The 16,668-nt window shown below is 66.8% G+C and carries 15 protein-coding genes; 5 read left to right on the top strand and 10 right to left on the bottom strand.

The features are described 5' to 3' along the window. Positions 1-22 precede the first annotated feature (22 nt). Positions 23-1,234: a S8 family serine peptidase gene (locus tag IPG50_13065; GenBank protein MBK6693115.1), complete on the bottom strand. Its 1,212-nt coding sequence runs from the start codon at positions 1,232-1,234 to the stop codon at positions 23-25. A gap of 199 nt (positions 1,235-1,433) precedes the next feature. Between IPG50_13065 and IPG50_13070 the strand changes: the two genes are divergently transcribed. From IPG50_13070 to IPG50_13085, 4 genes are all read left to right on the top strand, one after another. Beyond that, positions 1,434-2,360 (top strand): hypothetical protein, encoded by a 927-nt coding sequence (locus IPG50_13070; protein MBK6693116.1) that lies wholly within the window; start codon positions 1,434-1,436, stop codon positions 2,358-2,360. A gap of 304 nt (positions 2,361-2,664) precedes the next feature. Further along, positions 2,665-3,627, top strand: coding sequence for a hypothetical protein (locus IPG50_13075; GenBank protein ID MBK6693117.1), 963 nt, complete (start codon positions 2,665-2,667; stop codon positions 3,625-3,627). Continuing rightward, a complete protein-coding gene (locus IPG50_13080) occupies positions 3,624-4,616 on the top strand; it encodes a carboxylate-amine ligase (GenBank protein MBK6693118.1) in 993 nt (330 codons plus the stop codon). Before IPG50_13075 ends, IPG50_13080 begins: the two co-directional genes overlap by 4 nt. A 121-nt stretch (positions 4,617-4,737) precedes the next feature. Further along, positions 4,738-5,382 (top strand): hypothetical protein, encoded by a 645-nt coding sequence (locus IPG50_13085; protein ID MBK6693119.1) that lies wholly within the window; start codon positions 4,738-4,740, stop codon positions 5,380-5,382. A 40-nt stretch (positions 5,383-5,422) separates the two neighbouring features. Here the strand turns inward: IPG50_13085 and IPG50_13090 are convergent, their stop codons facing one another. The 8 genes from IPG50_13090 to IPG50_13125 all read right to left on the bottom strand — a co-directional run bounded on the left by IPG50_13090 (position 5,423) and on the right by IPG50_13125 (position 14,092). Continuing rightward, the gene (locus IPG50_13090) at positions 5,423-6,244 is read right to left on the bottom strand and encodes an undecaprenyl-diphosphate phosphatase (GenBank protein ID MBK6693120.1); all 822 of its coding nucleotides are present in this window, start codon (positions 6,242-6,244) and stop codon (positions 5,423-5,425) included. A 33-nt stretch (positions 6,245-6,277) separates the two neighbouring features. Further along, positions 6,278-7,483: a hypothetical protein gene (locus IPG50_13095; protein MBK6693121.1), complete on the bottom strand. Its 1,206-nt coding sequence runs from the start codon at positions 7,481-7,483 to the stop codon at positions 6,278-6,280. A gap of 7 nt (positions 7,484-7,490) precedes the next feature. Then, the gene (locus tag IPG50_13100) at positions 7,491-8,672 is read right to left on the bottom strand and encodes an ATP-grasp domain-containing protein (GenBank protein MBK6693122.1); all 1,182 of its coding nucleotides are present in this window, start codon (positions 8,670-8,672) and stop codon (positions 7,491-7,493) included. Positions 8,673-8,677: 5 nt separating this feature from the next. Further along, complete coding sequence (locus IPG50_13105) at positions 8,678-10,447, bottom strand: M61 family metallopeptidase (GenBank protein ID MBK6693123.1); 1,770 nt, start codon at positions 10,445-10,447, stop codon at positions 8,678-8,680. 2 nt (positions 10,448-10,449) lie between these two features. Continuing rightward, positions 10,450-11,412 (bottom strand): hypothetical protein, encoded by a 963-nt coding sequence (locus tag IPG50_13110; protein ID MBK6693124.1) that lies wholly within the window; start codon positions 11,410-11,412, stop codon positions 10,450-10,452. A 3-nt stretch (positions 11,413-11,415) separates the two neighbouring features. Then, the gene (locus tag IPG50_13115; protein ID MBK6693125.1) at positions 11,416-12,105 is read right to left on the bottom strand and encodes a prolyl oligopeptidase family serine peptidase; all 690 of its coding nucleotides are present in this window, start codon (positions 12,103-12,105) and stop codon (positions 11,416-11,418) included. Positions 12,106-12,320: 215 nt separating this feature from the next. Beyond that, the gene (locus IPG50_13120; protein MBK6693126.1) at positions 12,321-13,331 is read right to left on the bottom strand and encodes a trypsin-like serine protease; all 1,011 of its coding nucleotides are present in this window, start codon (positions 13,329-13,331) and stop codon (positions 12,321-12,323) included. A 341-nt stretch (positions 13,332-13,672) separates the two neighbouring features. Next, complete coding sequence (locus IPG50_13125) at positions 13,673-14,092, bottom strand: hypothetical protein (protein MBK6693127.1); 420 nt, start codon at positions 14,090-14,092, stop codon at positions 13,673-13,675. Positions 14,093-14,255: 163 nt separating this feature from the next. Here IPG50_13125 and IPG50_13130 point away from each other — a divergent pair, with 163 nt between their 5' ends. Then, complete coding sequence (locus tag IPG50_13130; GenBank protein ID MBK6693128.1) at positions 14,256-14,519, top strand: DUF4388 domain-containing protein; 264 nt, start codon at positions 14,256-14,258, stop codon at positions 14,517-14,519. Between the two features lie 49 nt (positions 14,520-14,568). Here the strand turns inward: IPG50_13130 and IPG50_13135 are convergent, their stop codons facing one another. Next, a complete protein-coding gene (locus IPG50_13135) occupies positions 14,569-16,605 on the bottom strand; it encodes a M3 family metallopeptidase (GenBank protein ID MBK6693129.1) in 2,037 nt (678 codons plus the stop codon). Positions 16,606-16,668 lie beyond the last annotated feature (63 nt).

Raw genomic sequence — 16,668 nt, forward strand, 5'->3', positions numbered from 1 at the left:
AGCGGGACCGTCAGCGGGACCGTCAGCGCTTGCGCAGGCTGAGAGCGCGGTCGACGGCGGCCGAGGGTTGCACGGCACCGAAGCCCTGACGGTCGACGTCGACGTCGGGGACGCGGACGGCGGTGGTCACGAGGATGCGCTTCACCTCCGCGGGTGAGAGCTCCGGGTTCGCTTCGAGCATCTGCGCGACCACGCTGGCCACGATGGGAGCGGCGAAGCTCGTGCCGTCGACGACCTTGTAGTGCTCGTTGATGACGTTGCCGTCGCGGAGGCCCGCCGCGATGATCTGGCGCAGGACGTAGGGCGGCTGCCGTGACGCTTCGTCGAGCGGCGCAAAGACGCCCTTGTGCTTCTGGAGCAAGGTCGCGAGCTCATCGTCGGAGGCTTTGTCGAGCTTGTGGAGCAGCGCCGCCTGCTTGTGCGTTGGCGTGTCAGGCAAGATCGGCGCGGGGATCTTGTCGGCCAAGGTCACCACTTCGGGTTTCGGAATGCCGTCAAAGGTAGGCCCGTACGACGACCGGTACGCGGTGACCTTGCCGCCGGGTTGCGAGCCGACGTCATCGATGCCCCCCACGGTGATGACCGCCGGCACGCTGGCCGGCGGAACAATGTTGCCCGGCCCCTGGTGCCCCGCGTTGCCGGCTGCGGCGACGATGACGACGCCGGCGCGAATGGCTGCTTCCGCGAAGCGGGAGATGATGTCGTCGAGATGGGAGGCCTCGTAGTCGCCGCCGCACGAGATGTTGAGGATGCGGATGTCGTAGCGGGCCCGGTGTGTGAGCACCCACTCGATGCCGCGGGCGATGTCGTCGTGGAGCACCCGCGACATGTTCCCCACCTTGACGAGGACGAGGCCCAGGTCCGGCGCGAGCGAGCGGAAGCGACCGTCCGATTGCGTACCGTTGCCGGCGGCGACGACCGTCGACATCATGCCGTGCCACGACGACGGATCGGCGTGTTTGAGCTGGTCGACACCGTCCTTGAACCAGATGAGGTCGTGGTACGCGTGGATGCGCGAGTGCGGCGTCACGAGATCCGGATGGGCGTAGAAGCCGGCATCGAGGAACGCCGCGACGACGCCCTTACCCGTGTGTCTCCGGTCGGCCTTGAGGCGATCGGGAATCGCTAGCGACCCAACGGGGATTCGGTTTGGCGAGCGGCGCCTCTCTTTTGACTCTTGCGGGACAGCAACGGCAGCGGCGATCTTCGACTTCGTGGAGCGGCGTTCGGCCATGCGGGGTCGCCAAGACTCGCACAAACGTGCGCAACCCGAGAAGGTCTCGCGCGAGGTGGTGCGGAGAGAACAGGGGGGCGCGCCCCATGACATGGGCACGTTTACGGGGAGGCAACGGTGTGGGTGGAGGGCGCCACCCGCTCACGTAGACCGAGGAGGATTGAGCGAGGAGAGCGAGGCTCTGATAAAGTGATCGGCCATGCCTTCGCCTTCACTGCGCATCGGACTCGTGGACATGAACAACGGCGTCGCCAATCAGGCGATGCGCTGCTTCCGCCGGATCCTCGACCGCTTCGAGCAACGGGTCTACCAGAAGAATCCGTCGCTGGAGCTTCACCGCCACGAACTTCAGCCGCGCAACCTCGGCGAGCTGCCTGAAGGGCACTACGATCTCGTCTTGTCGAGCGGTGGGCCCGGCTCGCCCTTCGACGGCCTCGACGACCCCTGGGGCGTCGGCTACCGACGGTTCCTCGACGGGGTCTACGAAGACAACCTCCGCGATGCGAAGGCCGCCGCGAAGCTCTTGGTCGTGTGCCACTCCTTCGAAGTGGCTGTGATCCATTTCCAGGTCGCGCGCATGGAGAAGCGCGAGACGCTGAAGTTTGGCCTCATGCCGGCGTACACAACAGCCGTGGGGCGCGAGGTCGACTACTTCAAGTGCTTTGCAGACAGGCTCTTCACCTGGGAGCACCGTTGGTGGCAGGCCATCGGCACCGATACGCGACGCCTCGCTGAGCTCGACGGACGCGTGCTCGCTCAGGAGTCCCGCGAGGGTGGCCCCAACAAGGGCGAGGCCATCTTGGCCTTTCGCTTCGGGCCCGGCATCGACGGGACGCAGTTCCATCCGGAGGCCGACAAGCCCGGCGTCATGGCGTGGGTGCAGATCGCCGAGCACGCCGAAAAGTTCAAGGCCCAATACGGAGAAGAGCTCTATGGGCGCATGCTCAAGAGCCTGAACGACGAGGCCCGCCTCGCACGGACCTTCGCGCTCTTCGTCCCCGGCTGGCTCACCTACCGGTTCAACGAGCTGGCGAGCGAGCGCGGCCTCGTGCCCCTCGCCACGCCCGAGCTCGACCTCGCGGACTTCGGAGCGAGCACGCCGCCCTGGTCTGGTCGCGCCGCCTAGCCACCAAGCGTGATTGTGAACCTGGGGGAGTTCAACCTCCGCGACGGCTCGACCCCCTGCGGGGTGAGCCGCGGGGCCGGTTTGAGCCTACCGCCCCCCTCGGACGAACGACGTATCCCTGCCATTTCGCGAGGTTGAGCCGCGCCCGGAGTTCCCTTCTCTCGGCACGATTGCCGCGACCCCATCCCCACGCCCTCGCGGCAAGCGGTTGGCCGAGAGGCGGGCGCGCCTCCGTGTTATGGGCCGGGCCGTGTTATAGCCGGTCTCCACGGGTAGTCGCGGGACGGGATGAGGGGAGTGCCAAGTGACGGAGCGCATCGGAATCGTTGTCGGGATGGAGGACTCGTTTCCGCCCGCGTTCATCGCAAAGGTCAGCTCGATTCCAGGATTCACGGCCGAGCTCGCCAAGTTCGGCGGGACGCGCGCCCACGGGCTCACGGCCGACTACCGCGTCCTCGTCGACCGGTTGAGTCACGAGGTTCCGTACTACCGGATGCACATGAAGGCTGCGGCGCTGGCTGGCACCTTCGTCGTCAACGATCCCTTCTGGTGGAGCGCCGACGACAAGTTCTTCGGCTACAGCTTGGCCGACCGCCTCGGCGTGGCCGTACCACGGACCGTCATGTTGCCATCGCGCTCGTACATTCCGTCGATCGACCCGGCGCGCTCGCTGCGCAACCTCGCCTACCCGCTCGATTGGGCTGCCATCACCGACTACGTGCGCTTCCCCGCGTTCCTGAAGCCCGCCGACGGCGGCGGCTGGAAGCACGTGACGCCGGTCGCCAACATGGGCGAGCTCATCGCTGCGTACAACACGAGCGGCACGCTGGTGATGACGCTCCAAGAGGGCATCGAGTTCGAGGAGTACGTCCGCTGCATCTGCATCGGCAAGAACTTCATCCTCCCGATCAAGTACGACCCGAAGCGCCGCTGCTACGTCGAAGCCGACGGCTTCTTGCCCAAGGCCCTCGAACAGCGCGTGCTCGACGACGCGTGGGCCATCAACCAAGCGCTCGGCTACGACATGAACTCCGTCGAGTTCGCCGTCCGCGACGGCATCCCCTACGCCATCGACTTCACGAATCCGGCACCGGACTTCGACAAGAACTCCATCTTGCCCCGCTACTTTCACATGGTCGTCGACGCCATGGCCGACTTCGTCACCAAGGCGGCCCGCGACGGCCGCCGCAACGCGGGCTCGGGCCAGTTCCAAAAGTTCCTCGAAGGACCGCCCAAGACGCGCCCCGCAGAAGTGAGCACGCCATGATCGACGGTCAATTCACCCTCGGCGTCGAAGAGGAATACCAAATCGTCGACCCCGAATCGGGGGAGCTTCGGTCGTACATCCAAGAGCTCATCGAGATGCGTGGCGAGCTCAACCGCCTGTCGCAGCGCGGCGGCCTCCGCATCATCGCCGCGTCGACGCATCCTTTCAGTGACTGGAAGATGCAGGACATCACGGACCAGGCTCGCTACCACGGCATCGTCAACGACATGCAGGACGTGGCGCGCGCCAACCTGATCTTTGGGCTCCACGTCCACGTGGGCATCAAGGACAAAGAGACGGCCATCGCGCTGACGAACCAGGTTCGCTACTTCCTGCCGCACATCCTCGCGCTGACGACGAGCTCGCCCTTCTGGATGGGCCGCAAGACGGGCCTGATGAGCACGCGGACGCAGATCTTCAAGCGCTTCCCGCGCACGGGCATCCCCGACGAGTTCGAGAGCAGCGTCCACTTCAAGAGCTTCGTCGACCTCCTCGTGAAGACCGGTTGCATCGACGACGCCAAGAAGATCTGGTGGGACGTGAGGCCGCACCACCTCTACGACACCGTCGAGGTTCGCATCTGCGACATGCCCACGAGCATGGACGACACCGTCGCGGTGGTCGCGCTCATTCAAGCGCTCATGGGCAAGCTCTACCTGATGTACCGTCGCAACACAGCGTTCCGGAGCTACTCGCGCAGCCTCATCGAGGAGAACAAGTGGCGCGCGCTACGCTTCGGCACGGGGGCGAAGCTCATCGACTTCGGGCGCAAGGAAGAGCGACCCTTCGCCGAGCTCATGGACGAGCTCATCGACTTCGTCAGCGAAGCGACGGACATTTTCGGGACTGAGGCTCACGTCAAACGCATCAAGGACATCGCCCTCCGGGGCACGAGCGCTCACCGACAGATCGAGATCTACGACAAGAATGGTGGTGCCACGAAGCCGGTCGTCGATTGGCTCATGGCCGAGACGATGCGCGGCATCTGAGGGGCGCGGCGCGAAGGCGCGCGCTGGCACAACGTGACGCAACGGCCCGCCGCGACGACCCGCGTTGTGTAGCGCTCGCCGGCGCGCGAGACCGTGGCACGACCCGTGCTTTGGGCGCGTCATGTTCTCCGCGGCGCGCCCTTCGACGCTTCCTCTTTGGTTCCTGGCCCTTCACCTTGTCGCCTGCGGCGGCGCCGTCGCGACCACGAGCGAGCGTTCTGAGCGCGGAGCGCCAACGCCCGCGCCAGCGCCGACGGCGAGCGACTCGCGAATCGGTCCGCTGCCGGGACCGGTGCCGGCGTCACGCGTCCCCGCGTGCGGGGGCAAGACCGGCGGCACGTGCCGCTCTGATCAGTACTGCGACTTCGGCGGCGCCTCGTGCGGAGGCACCGACCGGGCCGGTGAGTGCCGGGGCCGCCCCCAAGGCTGCAGCACCCTCTACGCGCCGGTTTGCGGCTGCGACGACAAGACGTACCCCAACGACTGCGTCGCGCACCAAGCGGGAGCCTCGATTCGAAAGGACGGCTCTTGCACGAGCTTCGCCTGCGGCAGCGCGACGTGCGATGCACAGACGCAATACTGCGAGGGCACCGACACGGGCAACGACATGTGCCTTCCGCTGCCGAAGGGATGTCAGTCGACGAGCGGTCGCCGCGCGAACTGCTCGTGCTTCGAGAGCCCAGACCCGTGCATCGGCTGCGTCCCGGTGTGCGCCGAGCAAGACGCCGGGCCTCTGCCCGCCTTCACCCTGTATTGGCCAAACTGAGCACGGCGCGGCGCTTCGCGCGCTCCGCTGTCGTGCCCCCTCAGCGCAGGAGCACGAAGGCGACGAGCAGCCCGAGCACGATGCGATACCAGCCGAAGGGTTCGAGGCCGCGACGCCCGAGGTATCGCAGGAAGACCGCGATGACCGCCCAGGCGACGAAGAACGAGACCAGCAAGCCGACGGCGAGGCTCGCTGCGGCCCCGTTCGCGAAGAGCGTCGCCCGCGACTTCAAGCCCTCGTAGAGGGTGGCCGCGCCGAGCGTCGGCAGCGCGAGCAAAAACGAAAACTCGGCCGCGGTTCGGGTCGAGAGGCCCGTGAGCTGCCCCGCGACGATGGTGCTCATGGACCGGCTCATGCCCGGCCACAGTGAGAAGCACTGCCCGACACCGATGGCGAGGGCGCGTGACCACGTCACGTGCTCAAGACCGTCCAAGCCCACCTGGGCGACGTCCTTCTGGTGTCGCCGCGCGCGCAGGCGCTCCACGACGATCATGAGGACGCCGCCAAAGACAAGCGCCATGGCCACGGGGCCTGGGCCGAAGAGATGCGCCTTGATGGCCTTGCGAAAGAGGAAGCCCACGGTCGCTGCCGGAACAAAGCCGAGGGCGAGCGCAACGAGGAGACGCCGCGACGTTTCGCTACCGGTGAAGAGCCCTCGCGCGCGCTCGCGCAAGAGTGTCCGGTAGTGCACGACGACGGCGAAGATGGCCCCAAGCTGGATCACGATCTCGAAGGAGCCGGCCGCCTCCGTGCGTTCGCCGAGGGCGTGCCCCACAAGGACGAGGTGCCCCGTCGACGAGACCGGTAGGTACTCGGTGAGACCCTCGACGATGCCGAGGAGAATCGCGATGCCGAGCGGCATTCTAGAGACCTCTGTCGGAGGTTTGCGCCGGCACTACCGCCGCCACAAGCCGACGGTGCCGCCGACCCAGTTGAGGCCCTTGTTGAAGTCGACGCCCAGCATTCGGCCGCGGGACAAGCGAATCAGGCAAATGAGCGGCACGAGGTCGGCGGCGCCGGGCGGCCGGAGGAGCATGACGCGCACCTCGGCCTTGACGGGCGCCCCCTCCGGCGTGCGAAACGCGTCGGCGTAGTGGAAGCGGCGCTGGAGGAGGTAGTTGCCGCGCTCGCTCTCGGGGATGGCGCGGAGGGCCTCTTTGGTCACGTCGAGGACCACGCCGCCGCCGGAGAACGAGAAGAGCGGCTTCAGGACCAAGTCCGACAGATCCTCCGACTCGAAGTCGACGTCCTTCACGTAGCGCGCCTCAGGCACCCAGGGGTGCTTGAGCAGCGGCAGCGAATACTTCGACCAGACCCAGTACCAGTTCGGATGCGAGCACCACGTGAGGTCGAGCTCGTCGCGCCACGAAAACGGCAACGCGACGTTCTTACGCTCGAGCTCGTCGAAGACGACGCGGTTGTAAAAGCGCCTCACGGGAATCCACTTGCCGTCCTTCTCGCGAAGGAGCGTGCGGCCGTCCTTCTTGAGCTTGGTCAGACACACGGTGTCGACGCCGAAGAGGCGCTTGGTGGCGACGAAGTCGGGCCACGTCTTCTGGCTCTCGGGGTGGATGTCGACGAGGACGGTCTCCTCCGGCGCCGCGTCGCCCACGATGGTGCTGCGCATGAGCTCATGGGCCTCGGCGTCGCCGAGGCCGCCTAAGAAACACGTCCAATCACCGGCGAGCCCAGGCCTTGTGGACAGCGTCTCGCGCCACGCCTCGGCCATGAGCGTCTCGATGGCGTAGAGCGATGGAAACGCTTGAAGCTCCACGAGCCGGCCCTCGATGTTTCCGTTGGCGCCTTCGACGAGGGCGAAGTCGACCTGCAACGTGTTCGGCAAGGCGTCCATGCCAGGAGCGAAGACTCGCTCAGGGATCGCCTTCTGCTGCTTCGCGAGGTTGTCGGGGCTCCGGAGCTGCTGGACGATGGCGCGCGCCTCGCGTGCCAGCGCGTCGCGCAGCTCCGGCGACAAGAAGAGCGGCGTCTCGGCCAACGGGAACTCGACGGGCCCCGAGCGCTCCTCGAGGCGTCGGCGATACTCCAGGAAGGTATCGGGCGTGTAGCTTTGGTTGTAGGCGGTGCGAAAGGCTCGATCCATGGGAGCCTCAGTGCGCCGGGCGAACGGCGGCGGGCAGCACGGCGAGGACCTCGCGCTGGAGGCGCGCCGCGTAGTCGGAGACAAGACCGTGAGCCCGCGCTGCGTCGGGCGAAGCGACCACCAAGCCGACGTGGTGCGGCTCGGGCGAGCGGTACACGACCTCCGGGTCGTTGAACGACGAGGTGTCGGGCTCCGCATCCTTCGCCAAACACACCACCAAGCCGCCGTAGTCGGTGCGCACCTTTGGCAGTTGGTAAGCGTCACCATCCATCACGATGTCGGCCCACTCAGCCCAGAGGTTGAGCCCCGTCGAGGCCTCCACCATGTCCGCGATGTGGGCTCCACCGACGCGAGCCGCACACTCGAGGAACGAAAACTCTCCTGTCTCGCGGGAGCGCAAGAACTCGATGTGCGACGGGCCCCGCTCGAGGCCAAAGCTCGTGAGAATCTTCTCGTTCATCGCGCGCAGGGTTCGCTCCTCGGAACTCCCACGCAAGACCGTTTGGCTGGAGAAAATGCCCCCGCCGTGCGCCACGTCGAAGGGCGGAGTTCCGCATTTGTGCACCTCGGCAAAGAGCACGTTGCGACCCGTTGTGAGCGCGTCGACGTGGTACACGTCGCCGGCGACGTAGCGCTCGAGCAGGTAGTGGCTGCGTTCGTCGCCGAGGGCGTCGAGCGCCGGAAATAGCTCGTCGATGTTCTGGATCTTCTTGATGCCGGTGGCGCTCGCCTGGGCCCGCGGCTTGAGCATCCACGGCCCCGGGACGCGCGCCGCGAAGGCGCGCACGTCGGCGTCGTTGAAGAGGCCCGTGAACTCCGGCACGGGGATGCCGAACCGCGCCGCGGCGGTGCGCATCGCGAGCTTGTCGCGAAAGAGGCGCGCGTGCGTGTCGCCCATGCCCTCCATACGAAAGTGCTCGCGAAGGTGTGCCGCCGTCTCCACGTCGAAGTCGTCGAGCGCCACCACTCGATCGAAGCGCGTCGTCCGCGAGAGGTAGCTCACGGTCTTGACGACGTCCGCGAGCGAGTGGCGATCGGGCACGGCGAAGACATCGGCGAGGTGTTCGCGAGGCCACGCCTTACCGAGGCACTTCTCTACGGTAAAGAGGTACACCCGGGCGCCGCGTGCGTGAGCGCGCCCGAGGAAGCGATGTCCCTTGAAGTAGCTCGCCAGCGCCAAGATGGTCAGTTCGCTCACAGCATCGACTCCGCGACATGAAAGTTGTCGTAGTGATTGAGTGGAATTGGGGTCCCCGGCGCGAGCGTCGACGCGCCTTCGCCGAGCCAAGACCGAAGCTCCGACGATGGCTCCACGACCCGCAGCAGAGACGCGAGTTCGCGCACCTTGGGGGCCACGGTGAGGACCCGGTAGCGGTTGCCGGAGCGGACCTCGAGGTCGAAGGGCTCTCCCGCCGCGAGCACGTAGGAGAGCACCTCGGGCCGAAAGGCGAAGCCGTTGACGGCCACGAGTTCATCGCCCGCAAGGAGGCCCGCCTTCGCCGCCGGCGATTCGGCGAGCACCTCGAGGACGCCGGGGCCGCGGTCGGCCTTCAGCCACACGCCGAGCATCGGACGGGTCTCGCGCTCGATGGCGAAGCCCAACGCCTCGAGCCAGAGCGACGTCTCGGGAATGTCGCTCCCCACGACGATGCGCTGGAGCATCGGCCCAAGGGGAACTCGCGGCAGACGCGGCGACGCGAAGTGATGAAAGAACTGAATGGCCTCCTCCGTTGAGAAGCCGCGCCCCACGAACTCCTCGTAGAAGGCCGCGAAGGCGCGGTCGAGCGAGCTGGGCGTTTGGGCCGTGCGCAAGCACGCGTCGATGGCGAACGCGACGAGGAGACCCTTGTCGTAGTAGTCGAGCGTCGCGCTCGTCGAGCCGGGGAATCGATTGTGATTAAGGAACGTGGCCTTCGAGGAGTCGGCGAGGGACACGTGCCGCGAAGCGGGCAAGACCCGAATGGCGTCGTCGTAACGCACGAGGTTCGAGAGAAACCTGTTCACAGAGAAGACGCCGGTGCGCGCCGCGAGCAAGAGTTCGTAGTAACGCGTCACGCCCTCGCTGATCCAAAGGCCGTCGGGGAAGGAGCCGGCGACGAAATCTGGCTTCATGAGCGCTGCGGGACGCAAGCGACACACGTTCCAAGCGTGGAAGAGCTCGTGGGCCGCCAGGCGCAACGCCGTGGCGCGCGCCTCGCGGTCGATGAAGACGAGATCGCCAAAGCCGACGAGCGTGGCGTGGGCGTGCTCGAGACCAAAGCTGTGACGCGGATCGGTCGCGACGACGAAGGTGTATTCGTCAAAGGGATAGCTGCCGAAGATGGCCTTCGTGGCCCGGCAGATGACCATGAGATCGTCGACGAAGGCCTCGACCTCTCGCTCGTGACCGACGGCGCGCGTGAGGAAGACCACGTGGAAGGTCGCACCGTCGTCGGAGCGCGTGAGCCGGTCGAAGGCGCCGCACACGACCGGCGTGTCGACGAGCGACTCATGACTCCGATGCTGGAAGGTGGGAGTGCCTTCGCCGACATCGCGTAGGGCGCCGCCGGGGTGATGGATCGCCCAGCCCTCGGGCAGCTCGAGGGAGAGCTTGCACGGCCCGTCGTGACCGACGTCGAAGGGAAAGTGGCTCGCACGGATGACGGCGTAGCCAGGCTCGACGAAGCCCACGAGCTCGCCCCATGCGCCGTCGGCCGCGCTGATCTTCGCCGTCACGCGCACCTCGGGAGACGCGTCCTTGATGCGGAAGCCGGAGAAGCCGTCGCGTTCGACGCGAAGGTGCTCGCCCGTCGCCACGTCTTCAGCGCCCAGGTCGAAGACGTCGCGGCCGTAGCGCATGAAGGCGTAGGCGCCGGGGACCCAAGTCGGCACGGCGAGCGAGATATCGCCCCGCTCCTTCCGCGCGAGCGTCAGCGAGAGCGAGAGCTGCCTTGCCTGCGGGTCGACGCGCACGCGGTAGTGCATGCTCAGCGCAGCCCTGCGAGGAAGGCGTTCGCTTCAAGCGGCGGCGTCGCCGGCGGCGCGTTGGCGAGATCGATGACGAGGCGCGCCATCTTTCGGGTCACCCAACCGAAGTGCTCTTCGCCGAGCGACGCCACGTCGAAGTCCGGCGCCGAGTTCATGTAGTCGATGGCATAGGGCACGCCGTCTCGAATGGCGAACTCGACGGTGTTCATGTCGTAGCCGAGGCCCTTGGTGATGGCGAGAGCGTCGGCCACGACGCGCTCCTCAAGCTCCGGGGAGAGCGCGGGCATCGTCTCCGGCGCCTTCGTGTAGCGGTCGAAGTGTGAGTGGCGCGGATCCCAAAGAGCCGGCCGCACGTCGCGACGTCCGATGACGAGGCAGCGAACGTATTGAGTCCAGCGAATTTCCTCTTGGAGGATCATGGTGAGCGGCCCGCTCGCGTCGTACGCCGCGTGGAGGGCCGGCATGTCGGCGATTCGCGAGACGTTGCGCCAGCCGCCGCCCCAGTGGGGCTTCATGTACATCGGGAAGCCGAGGTCTTTGGCGAGGCCGTCCCAATCGACGAGGTCCATGTTGCGGGCCAACGACTCGGCGTTCGTGTCGTCGCCATAGGTCTTCGACGGCAAAAGAATGGTGCGCGGCACCGCGAGTCCGAGCTTCTCGGCGAGGCCGGCGTTGAAGAACTTGTCGTCGGCGATGCGCCAGAAGGGATTGTTGATGACGTAAACGCCGTGGAGCGCGCAGGCCTTGAGGAACGGCTGGTAGCAGGTCACTTCGTGCGAGATGCGGTCGATGACGACGTCGTAGGGCGGCTTCTCCCAGGCGCGCGGCGCCGAGAACTTCACGTAGGAAACCTCGACGCCGACGCCGCGTCGCGCGACCTCCGCGATCAGCGCTTCGGGAAATGAGCGCTCACGGCCGACGAGCAGGCCGACGCGCTTCTTGCCGGAGCCTTTGCCGGTCATCGGTCACAGTCCCAGGCGTGCGTCGACGTAGTGGTCGAGCATGCTTCGCCAAGTCGGCCAGTCGTGTTTGACGTCGTGGCCCCAGAGGTCGAGGTTGTGCCAGATGCCCTTGTCCCAAAGGAGCTGCGAGAAGCGCCGCGACGCCTCCGGCTTCTCGTAGGCTCCCTGCCCCGACAGGATGTGAATCTGGCTGTGGTTGCGGATGAGCTCGAGCGTCGCGCCGTTCATGCGGGGCACAAACCACGACGGGTTGTTGAAGTAGAGGTTGTCGTCGCTGTAGCCGTCGGCGAACGACGAGAGATCGAAGAACCCGCTCATCGCCACGAGGGTGTCGAAGAGGTCGGGCCGGCGGAAGAACTCGTTGGTCGCGTGAAAGCCGCCGAAGCTGGCGCCGGCGACGATGGCGCGGGCGCTGTCGTTCTCAACGACGCGGCGCACGTGCGGCATGACCTCTTCTTCGACGTAGCCGGCATAAAGCTGCTGGCGGCGCGCCGACTCGCGCGGCGACACCTTCTCGTCCATCCACGACATCGTGTTGACGGTGTTGATGGAGAAGACGGTGATCTTGCCCGCCTCGATGTGTTTCTGGACGGAGTGGACGAGGAGGAATCGTTCGGCGTCGAAGAGATCGCTGCCGGCGGTGGGAAACAGGATGAGTGGCTTGCCCCAGTGGCCGTAGCGCACGATGGGCATGTCGATGCCGAGCCGCGGGCTCCGCCAGCCGAAGACTTCTTTTTTCACGCGAAGCTGCATTGTGGCGCTCCCAACCCGTCAGAGGCGCGCCAAACGGGCGGCGCCAGGCGGCGCAGCATACTCAACAAATGCCGGCTCCAAGGCCCGCAAATGAATCTGTCTTTCGGTCAGCAGAAGTTGCCCGGCGAACGGGCCAGCCGAACCGGAGCGAGTGTTCAGCGGCGACGGCGGCGGACCATGGCGAGGCCGAGCAACAGGCCGCCTGCCAGCGACGCCGCGTGCCCTCGCCCCGTCTTGGACGTCCCTACGGCGCACCCACCCTTGTCGTCTGCGTTGGCCGCGGGCGCCTTCGCCGCCGGCGTGGACGCGGGCAGAAGGCTCTCGGTTTCGGGCTGCGCCGGCGCTGCTCCGGCCTTCTGCACGGCCCGCTCGATGAGCTCTGTGAAGCCCTTGGTCTCGGTGTAAACGTGGCCGAAGTCTTCGCCGCACTCGCCGCCGCGAGAAACCACGCCGATGACCGCGCCGGTGAGCTGCGAAATGGCGGGGCCTCCCGAATCGCCGTGGCAGATCGAGACCCCGACCTCGAATTCGTGATCGCCGAGGGCGGTCTCCGACGAGGACAAGCCCGGACCAACGGCGCGAACAACGACCCCGGTCTTGCGGAGGCGCGTGCCCGTCGTACCGGTGTCGGTCTTGCCGTAGCCGACCGAACGAATCGACTCTTGAACGCCGACGTCGCGCGCGAGGCGGACCGGTAGCGGCGTCACATCGAGGTTTCGATCGAGGATAAGCAGCGCGATGTCCTGGTTGCAGACGACCGGCGCGTCAGGCCGCACGATCTCCCGAACCTGCGCGGCGACGCCACCGTAGAAGTTCGGCTTCGCGCCTGTATAGACCCGAATGTCCGACACGGGATGGTCGTCGCCGAAGTGCGGACCGTTCTCCGAGGCGCCCTTGGAGTTGCAGATGACCGTTTTGGTCAAGCTCGTGGAGACACAGTGGCGCGCGGTGAGCAGCACGTTCGGCGCGATGGCCGCCGCGGAGCAGAGCTCGGCCTTGGCGCCTTGCCCGATGCGAAGGGCCACCACCGCTTGATTGGTGCTGTCGTCGAGCGAGCCGCCGTAGATCGGGTCTTCGGTCTCGTCGCCCGAGTCCACGGGAGCCGACGCGCATTGCGTGGCGCTGGCAGCAAGGGCAGCGAACAACACCAGCGTCAGAGCGCGCATCTGCGAGCATCATACAATGGCGTCTGGTGTCGTCCAGGAGCGTGGAGGCTCGCACGGATAAAAAAGGAGTCTCCGCTCGTATCTACCTAATTCTTCTTCTGAAACATCCCGTTACCTGGATCCGAGCGACCCCAGCCTGAGGGGCCGGGCGCGGGGGGCGGGGCGCGGGGGGGCGGGGCGCGGGGGGGGCGGGGCGCGACCCGCCACAAAATTAGCATGCTAATTGTCGACCCCGACGCCGCCGCGCCCCCGCGCGGCCCCCGCTCCCTCCCCTGCCGTAGATCGCGGGCGCATGCCCGGGTGCGCACGAAGAGGAGGCGTGTCCACGGGCGCATGCACCTTCACGGGAGAGTCCGGGAGCGGGCGCGGGCGCGCGCGATATCGGCCGGAAAGGTGGGCTGGGGCGGCTGGCGTGATACGGTGCCCTCGTGTCGCAAGGGACGGTCCTCATCATCGAGGCCGATGAGGGGGTCGCCAGGCGGCTCTCCGAGTCGCTGACCGCGAAGGGTTATGCCGTCGAGGTGGCGCTGGAGGCTCGCGCGGGCTTCGAGGCCGCGTGCGCGAGCAACCCCGACTGCATCGTCTGCAACATTGAGCTGCCGGACATCGACGGCTTCTGGGTCGCCCGCCGCATTCGCACCGAGTCCGGCTCGGTCTCGTCGACGCCCTTCCTCTTTCTCGCCGAATCCGACGACGAAGACGCCCGCCTCCAGGGGTTGCACGTCGGCGCCGACGTCTACCTTTCCATGCCGTTCACCCACGAGGAGGTCGAAGCGCAGGTGACCGCGCTCATCGGCATGGCGCGACGCCTCCGGGCTCGACGCGACTCCTTCGTGGGCGAGCCCACCTCGTCGAAGCAAGGGGTCGCCTTCCGCGGCGAGCTCGCCCAGATGCCCCTGGCGTCGATCCTCGATGATGCTCGAGATGGAGCGGCGCAGCGGCCAGCTCAAGGTCTCGACCGACGCCGGCGCAAGCGCGTTGTTCACGCTCATCGGTGGCACGTTCGTCCAGAGCGAGGTGAACGGCACCGAGCGGCCCGCCCTCGACGTCTTGCGAGACGTGCTCAAGTGGCGCTCCGGCAAGTTCTACTTCACGCCCCGCGACATCCAACCGAAGGCGTCGCCCCGCGTGTCCATCGGTGAGATCTTGCTGACGGCCATGCAACTCGAAGACGAGTCGCGCCGCTGACACCGGCGACATCGGCCCTCGACGAGCCGAAGAGTGTAGCGCCTCGCCGTCAGACGAGCCCGTTGCGCTCGAGCAGCGCGCGCGGGTCGGGCTCGCGCCCCATAAAGGCGACGTAGAGCGCCTTCGGATCTTCGCTGTTGCCCTTCTCGAGGATGCTCGTTCGGAACGCCTGGCCGGTGGCGCGGTCGAGGATGCCGCGATCGCGGAACCGCGAGAAGGCATCGGCGTCGAGGACCTCGGCCCACTTGTACGAGTAATAGCCGCCCGCGTAGCCGACCGGACTGGCGAACAAGTGACCGAACGACGCGATCATGGCGTAGTCCGGCGGGAGGGCGGCGGCGGAGAACCGGCTCGACACCTCGCGCGCGAACTCGATGACGTCGCCGTGCTCCTTCGGCGAGAAATCCATATGGAGCGCGAGGTCGGTCTCAGCGAAGCCGAGCTGACGCATCTGCATGTTGGCGGCGCGGAACGTCCGCGCCTTCTGCAGCTTCTCGAAGAGGTCGGCGGGAATCGGCGCCTTCGTCTCGTGATGGGCGGCGAAGAGATCGAGCGCGGCCCGGTCCCAGGTCCAGTTCTCCATGATCTGCGACGGCAACTCGACGAAGTCCCACGCGACGTTGGTGCCGGCTTGGGAGCGCAGCTCGGTGCGACTGAGCAGGTGATGCATCAGATGCCCGAACTCGTGAAACATCGTCTCGACCTCGCGGTGCGTGAGCAGCGCGGGCTTGCCGCGCACCGGTGGCGTCACGTTGGCCACGATGAGGGCGATCTGGCGGCCGCTTTCGCCGGTGCCACTGATGAGCCCGTGCATCCAAGCGCCGTCTCTCTTTGATTCGCGCGGGTAGAGGTCGGCGTAGAACGCGCCGATCTCGCGCCCCGTGTCGTCGCCCTCGAAGAGCTTGAAGGCCTGCACCGACTCGTGCCACGTGGGCGCGCCCGGCCAAGGCTCGATGCGAACGCCGTAGAGGCGCGTGGCGACGGTGAAGAGGCCCGAGAGGACGCGCTCGAGCGCGAAGTAGGGCCGCAGCAGCTCTTCGTCGAGGTCGAAGCGCGCGCGGCGCAGCTTCTCCGAATAGTAGGGCACGTCCCACGGCGAGAGCGCGCCCGCGGCTCCGTCGAGGCTCGCGCGAAACTCCGCGAGCTCGCGGTTCTCGCGCTCAAAGAACGAGCGCGTCTGGCCCTCGAGCTCGCGCACAAAGGCCCGTGCGACGCGCGCCTCTTTGGCCATGCGATCTTCGAGCACCAGGTCCGCAAAAGTAGCGAAGCCGATGAGCGACGCCTTCTCGCGGCGAAGCTCCAGCATGCGAACGACGATGGGGCGGTTGTCGAACTCGCCGCCCGACGCGCGCGTGTTGAAGGCGCGGTAGAGCGTCTCGCGGAGCGCGGCGTCGTCGGCGTACGTCATGACGGCGACGTAGCTCGGCGCCTGCAAGGTAAAACGATAGCCGGCCTTGCCCTTTGCCTGAGCCGACTCGCGGGCGGCCTCGAGGGCGCTCTCGGGGAGGCCTCGGAGGCGGTTCGCTTGCTCCTCACCGATGATGAGTTCGAAGGCGTTGGTGGCGTCGAGGACGTTCTGCGAGAACTTGAGGGCGAGCGTCGTGAGCTCCACGTCGATGGCCGCGAGGCGCGCCTTGCCGGCATCGGGAAGCTCGGCACCGGCACGGCGAAAGTCTGCGAGCGTCGTCTCCACAAACCTACGCTTCGCCGCCGAGAGCGACTTCGCGTCGACGCTGTTGGCGAACGTGGAGAGCCGGGCGTACAGCTTGGCCGACAAGTAAACGCTCGATTGAAACTCGCTCACGGCCGGCTGCACCGACGCGTACGCGTCGCGGAGCGCGGGCGTCGTGGCCACCGACTCGAGGTGCCCAGCAATAGACATCGTTCGCTCGAGGCCTTCGCTCATGCGATCGAAGGCGCCAAAGGTCGCCTCAAAGGAGACGTCTCGCCCGTCTTCGATGGCAGAGGCGAGCTTTCGCGCAGCGGCGAGCTGAGCGTCGACGGCCGGGACGACGTGCTCCGCGGAGATGAGGTCGAAACGAATAGGCAGCGCCGTAACGATGAGCGGGTTCGCGTGCTCGGTCATCGCGCCATGGTAGCCGAAGCCATCGGCCGCGGGCCGCGCGAGCGACGCGGGCGCTTCTTTTGC

It is taken from the genome of Myxococcales bacterium, assembly GCA_016703425.1.
GTDB lineage: Bacteria > Myxococcota_A > Polyangia > Polyangiales > Polyangiaceae > JADJCA01.